This is a genomic window from uncultured Caballeronia sp. (assembly GCF_964243625.1).
Classification (GTDB): Bacteria; Pseudomonadota; Gammaproteobacteria; order Burkholderiales; family Burkholderiaceae; genus Caballeronia.
Genome location: NZ_CAXTGZ010000451.1, coordinates 1 through 5,004 on the forward strand (window position 1 = coordinate 1; position 5,004 = coordinate 5,004).

Consider the following 5,004-nt stretch of genomic DNA (forward strand, 5'->3'; position numbering starts at 1 on the left):
CATTTTTGGGTAAGTTCCTGGTATGTCGTGTCAGTGAACGTCGGAAACCCTTTTTCGACGCCCGTCGGCGCCGGGTCGTTGAGGATTGCTTTCACTTCGTCCAGACTTTTGTTTTGCGCCACCATGCGCGCTATTTCAGCCCTTCGTTGCACTGCAGCCTGAAGGCGAGATTGCAGATCGTCGTGTTTAAGCGGCTCGCCGTGCCCGGAAATGTAAATGTCCGCATCCAGCGCGATCAGGGCCTGCATCGTCTTGATCCAGCCTAGCGAGGAGCCGTGTTTTGCGAGGTGTATGCCAGGGTACGGGCCGGAGCCAGGCGTCAGGATGTCCCCGGCAAACACGATTTTCTTTGCGGGTAAGTACACAATCAGGTCGCCATCTGTGTGGGCCGGCGCAATATGCAGAAAGTCCAATTGAACTCCGTCCACAACCAGGCTCTCGTTCTTTTCACGTTCTTCGTCGGCAAATAGTCCTTCAAGCCGGGAGGCGTTGGCGTTTTGTTCTCATTGGGGTTATCGAGCGCCGCTTGCATTTCCGCCCGCGTGTTGTCCTGGGCGATGACTTGCATTCCGCGCGGGTAAGCCGGCAACGCATTGACGTGGTCTGGATCGCTGTGCGTCAGGATCATGGTGTTCACCGGCAGCGGCGTGATCCCGGCGATGGCTTTGAGCACCTTGTTGGCGGCCGGCTCGAACATCTGTGCATCGATGACGATCACACCAGTGTCGCCTACGACAAAACCACTATTCGAAAAGCCTCCGGTCACGTAATAGACGTCATCGCGTACGGGTTCGACCTTCAATGGCTTGATGGCAGAGTAGACAGTCAGTGCTTTGGCAATTCCAGCTGGCGAGGACATACAGTAGTAGGCCAGGCCTGCCAGTAACAGGACAATGACGGCGACAAACGATACGACTTTACGAAGCATTTCATCAACTCTGGTTCAAGTGGCCGGAAAGGCATTATTCAGGTGCTGATCCTGGCCAAAAGCGCGACGTGTTCGATACGCTCTACTAAGTGTCAGAGGAGCGGAGGCGAAGAATTATCGATCATCGGCGTATCAGGACGCACGGTCAAGGGCGTGCAGTATAGCGAGCCGGCTTCGAACATGCAGTTGATCCCGGCTGTGCGAACCCTTTTTTTACAGATATTCAGCCGGGCTCGTTTCGCAATTCAGCATGCGTTAGTTTGCGAAATCGGCGCTCATGCAACCTCGGCGTTACCGCGCGTAAACGGAAAAAGGGCTCAGCTTTCGCTGAGCCCTTCTTGTCTTTGGTAGGCCGTACGGGATTCGAACCTGTGACCAACGGATTAAAAGTCCGCTGCTCTACCAGCTGAGCTAACGACCCAAAGAGCCGAAATTATAGTCACAGCGAGCACTAGTTGTCAACGGCGCGTAAAAATCCATCGCACGATGAAACAGACAAAAGAGGCAGAAAGACACGCAAAACTCAAAGAAAAAGCCCGTAGCACAACGCTACGGGCTTTCTCACGAGAGGCGCGAATCAGGGTCGAAAACAAATGCCAAACGACCCTGACGCTTACTTCACTTGCGACATCTTGCTTTCAGCCGACTGCGCGGCTTCGGTTCCACCATACTGCGAGATGATTTGTTCCAGCGTCTTCTTTGCAGCGGGTTTCTGACCCTGCTCGATCTGGTTGTTCGCGATTGCGAGCAGCGCGTCGGGCGCCCGCGGATGCGTCGGAAAATTCTTCACCAGATTCTGCCAGGTAGCGGTCGATGCCTTGTAATCGCGCAACGCATACTGCGCGTTGCCCAGCCAATACTGCGCGGTCGGCTGATACGGACTTTGCGGATACTTCGCCACGAACGTCTTGAACGACGCCGCCGCATTCTTGAAGTCACCGTTGCGAAACTGCGTCGATGCCGCATTGAACGAATCAGTCTCGCCGGGCTGCACCGTACCCTGCACGCCATCCACCGTCTGCTGCTGCGGCTCGAGCTTCTTCAACCGGCCATCGAGGTCGGCGTAGTAGTCTTTCTGCTGCTTCTGCAACGTGGTCAGCTGGTTGGCCAGATCCTCGTTCTGGCCACGAAGCGTCGCGACCTGCTGATTCAACTGGTCGAGACGGTTCTGCTGATCGAGGATAGTGCGCTGAGCCGAAGACAACTGGCTCGAAAGACCGTCCGTTTTCGTGCGCAAATCGAGCACGGCCTTGCGGGCTTCATTGTCGTCGAACAATGCTGCATGCGCCGATCCGCCGACCACGGCCGAGCCCAGCAAACAAGCAACTGCGACCGCGCGCAGCGAAGGGAAGCGATACAACATACGGCGAATCACCCGTGACTGGTTCTATTACTGTTGATAAGCGAGATCAGCGCGGCGGTTTTGCGCCCACGACGATTCGTCATGACCGGTAGCCTGCGGCTTTTCCTTGCCCAGACTCACGGCTTCCATTTGCGTGTCGGCCACACCCAGCAGCGACATTGCACGGCGCACAGCTTCAGCACGCTTCTGGCCCAGTGCCAGGTTGTACTCGCTCGTGCCGCGTTCGTCGGTGTTGCCCTGGATCAGGACGTGGCGATCCGGATGGCTCTTCAGATACTGTGCGTGTTGCTGCAGCAGCGGCTGGTAGTCGTCACGAACTGCGTAGCTGTCGAAGTCGAAGTAAATGCTGCGCTTCGCCAACGGGCTGTTCGGATCGTTCAGCGGATCGACGTTGACCTGTTGAACTGCGTTCGCGTCGGGTTGCGTGCCGATCGCGCCTTTGTTTGCACCTTCATCCAGCTTGACGCCTGAATGACATGCGGCCAATGCACCGACCATCGCCACTGCAAAGCCGATACGAATTTTAGACATCATGGTTACTCTCCTTGTGTGTTGCTGCTTGAGTTATTGCATTAGGTTTACTGCATGAACGGACCCCAGGACGGCTCGCGTACGCTGCCCCCCTGAAGCGACAAGACTTGCCGCGTACGACCATCGGTCGACACGGCTGCCAACACGCCACGCCCGTTCACCTGGGTGGCGTAGAGGATGTACTGACCATTCGCCGCGAAGCTGGGCGATTCGTCATGCGTGGTGTCGGTCAGTCCCGTTGCCGTACCGGACGCAAGGTCCAGCAGATACAACTTGAAACCGCCGCCAACGCGCGAAATGTACGCGACTTGCTTGCCGTCCGGGCTCACACGCGGGCTGGTGTTGTAGCTGCCCGTGAATGTGACGCGCTGTGCAGTGCCGGCGCTTTCGCCGTTCGCCGACATCTTGTAAATCTGGGGCGCGCCGCCTCGGTCGCTCGTGAAGTAAATCGAATTGCCATCGGGAGAGTAAGCCGGCTCGGTGTCAATCGAGCTGCCCGTCGTCAGGCGACGCAGACCGCTGCCGTCTGCGTTCACCTGGAAAATCTGCGTGTTGCCGGTCTGGGACAGGGCGACCGCGAGCTTGCGGCCGTCCGGCGACCATGCCGGTGCACTGTTATTGCCCTTCTGATTCGATACGATCACGCGTTTGCCTGTCGGCAAATCGTGAATGTAGACAACGGGCTTTTTCTTTTCGAACGAAACATACGCCACCTTGGTGCCGTCAGGCGACCAGGCCGGCGAGATGATCGGCTCGGGGCTGGAGAGCGCAATGCGTGCGTCCTGGCCGTCAGAGTCGGAAATCTGCAATTGATAACGGCCGCCGGTCTTGATCACGTAAGAAAGCCGCGTTGCGAACACGCCGCGCCCGCCCAGCAACTTCGCGTAGATGTAGTCGGCAACCTTGTGCGCGCTCATGCGCAAGCCGCTTTCCGGGCTCACGAGCGAGAGGCCGCCCAGGCTTTCCTGCTTGACCGTGTCATACAGGCGAAAGCGCACTTCGAACTGGCCGTTCGGCAGCTTGGTCACGCTGCCCGACACGAAGGCGTCCGCGCCCTTGGCTTTCCAGCTGCCAAGGTCGACGGAATCCGTTTCCGACACCGGCGTGCCGCCCGCATCGACATTCGTGAACTTGCCGCTGCGCTGCAAATCCTGGCGAATGATCGCGCTGACCTGCTGCGGCGAATTCGCTTCGTTGGCGAAAGTAGCGGTGGCGATAGGAAACTGAGTCGAACCCACGCCAGTCACGAGCACGTTGAGTTGCGCCTGCGCGGCGGACGTTCCCACAGCGATCAGGCAGGAGGCAACAAGCGTTTTCAGGCCAAGCTTCGTCATCAAACTCATGTATCTGATTCCAAAAAAGCAATATTTAAACTATTGACGGCTGCACAACAGACCGCCAATCGCACAATTCGTTCCCAATCTTCACACGATGGACGCCAGCATCACAAAAATAGTGAGCCGCGCAGCCCAGTCCGATCAACCGCCCGCCGGGCGCAGGGTGATCGTAAAGGCGGAGGGCGCCTGACCGTTGGTATCGACGGGCATGGGGTCCGAGCGCTGAACCGCTCGCAGCGCCGCTTCGTCCCATTGCTCGTTGCCGCTCGAACGGCGAATCGTCGCCGATAACAACGTTCCGGTCGGCGAACAACGCACCGCGACCACGGTCTCCAGTCCCGCCGTCTCCCCGGCCCACACGATATTCGGACGCACGCGGCGCTGCACCTTCTCAGCATATCCCGCCGATGTCGCCGTCCCGCCCGCGCCGCTGCCCGTGCCGCTCTTGGCCAGGCCGTCGCCGCTCGAACTCGTGCCGCCGCCCGCCTGGCCCTGCAGCGCCGCGAGCCGCGCACTGCGTTCCTTGTCGAGCTTGGCCTTCGCTTGCGCGTCGGCCTGAGCCTTGGCTTTTGCCTTCGCCTCAGCCTGTGCCTTTTCGGCTTGGGCCTTGGCGTCTGCTTGTGCCTTCGCCTTGGCGTCGGCTTGTTCCTTCTGCTGGTCGGCCTTGTCAGCCTCGGCCTGCTTTTCCTTGGCCTGCTGCGCCGCTTTCTGCTGATCGAGCTTCTGCTGGGCGAGTTGCTTCTGCTTATCGGCCAGTTTTTGCTTTTCCTGAGCGGTTTTTGCCGCCGCGGCGGCCTGCTGCGCCGCCTGTTGCGCCGCAAGCTGCTGGCGCTTGGCTTCAGCTT

At 58.8% G+C, this 5,004-nt stretch carries 6 protein-coding genes and 1 tRNA gene; all 7 read right to left on the reverse strand.

What is annotated here, in order from left to right; all coding sequences use genetic code 11:
* The coding region (locus ACFFAR_RS24365; protein ID WP_375508609.1) for an MBL fold metallo-hydrolase at positions 1-413 on the reverse strand (413 nt) is incomplete at its 3' end.
* Complete coding sequence (locus tag ACFFAR_RS24370) at positions 368-928, reverse strand: MBL fold metallo-hydrolase (protein ID WP_375508610.1); 561 nt, start codon at positions 926-928, stop codon at positions 368-370. The genes ACFFAR_RS24370 and ACFFAR_RS24365, both read right to left, overlap by 46 nt.
* Positions 929-1,273: 345 nt before the next feature.
* Positions 1,274-1,349, reverse strand: a tRNA-Lys gene (locus ACFFAR_RS24375).
* Positions 1,350-1,541: 192 nt separating this feature from the next.
* Positions 1,542-2,291 carry a tol-pal system protein YbgF gene (gene ybgF, locus ACFFAR_RS24380; protein ID WP_062167896.1) on the reverse strand — a complete coding sequence of 250 codons (750 nt, stop codon included), beginning with the start codon at positions 2,289-2,291 and terminating at the stop codon, positions 1,542-1,544.
* 27 nt (positions 2,292-2,318) lie between these two features.
* Positions 2,319-2,825 (reverse strand): peptidoglycan-associated lipoprotein Pal, encoded by a 507-nt coding sequence (gene pal / locus ACFFAR_RS24385; protein ID WP_047845194.1) that lies wholly within the window; start codon positions 2,823-2,825, stop codon positions 2,319-2,321.
* A 44-nt stretch (positions 2,826-2,869) separates the two neighbouring features.
* On the reverse strand, positions 2,870-4,165 hold the full coding sequence (gene tolB / locus ACFFAR_RS24390) for a Tol-Pal system beta propeller repeat protein TolB (RefSeq protein ID WP_174364884.1): 1,296 nt from the start codon (positions 4,163-4,165) through the stop codon (positions 2,870-2,872).
* 135 nt (positions 4,166-4,300) lie between these two features.
* On the reverse strand, positions 4,301-5,004 hold a 704-nt coding region (gene tolA, locus ACFFAR_RS24395), incomplete at its 5' end, for a cell envelope integrity protein TolA (RefSeq protein WP_174364883.1).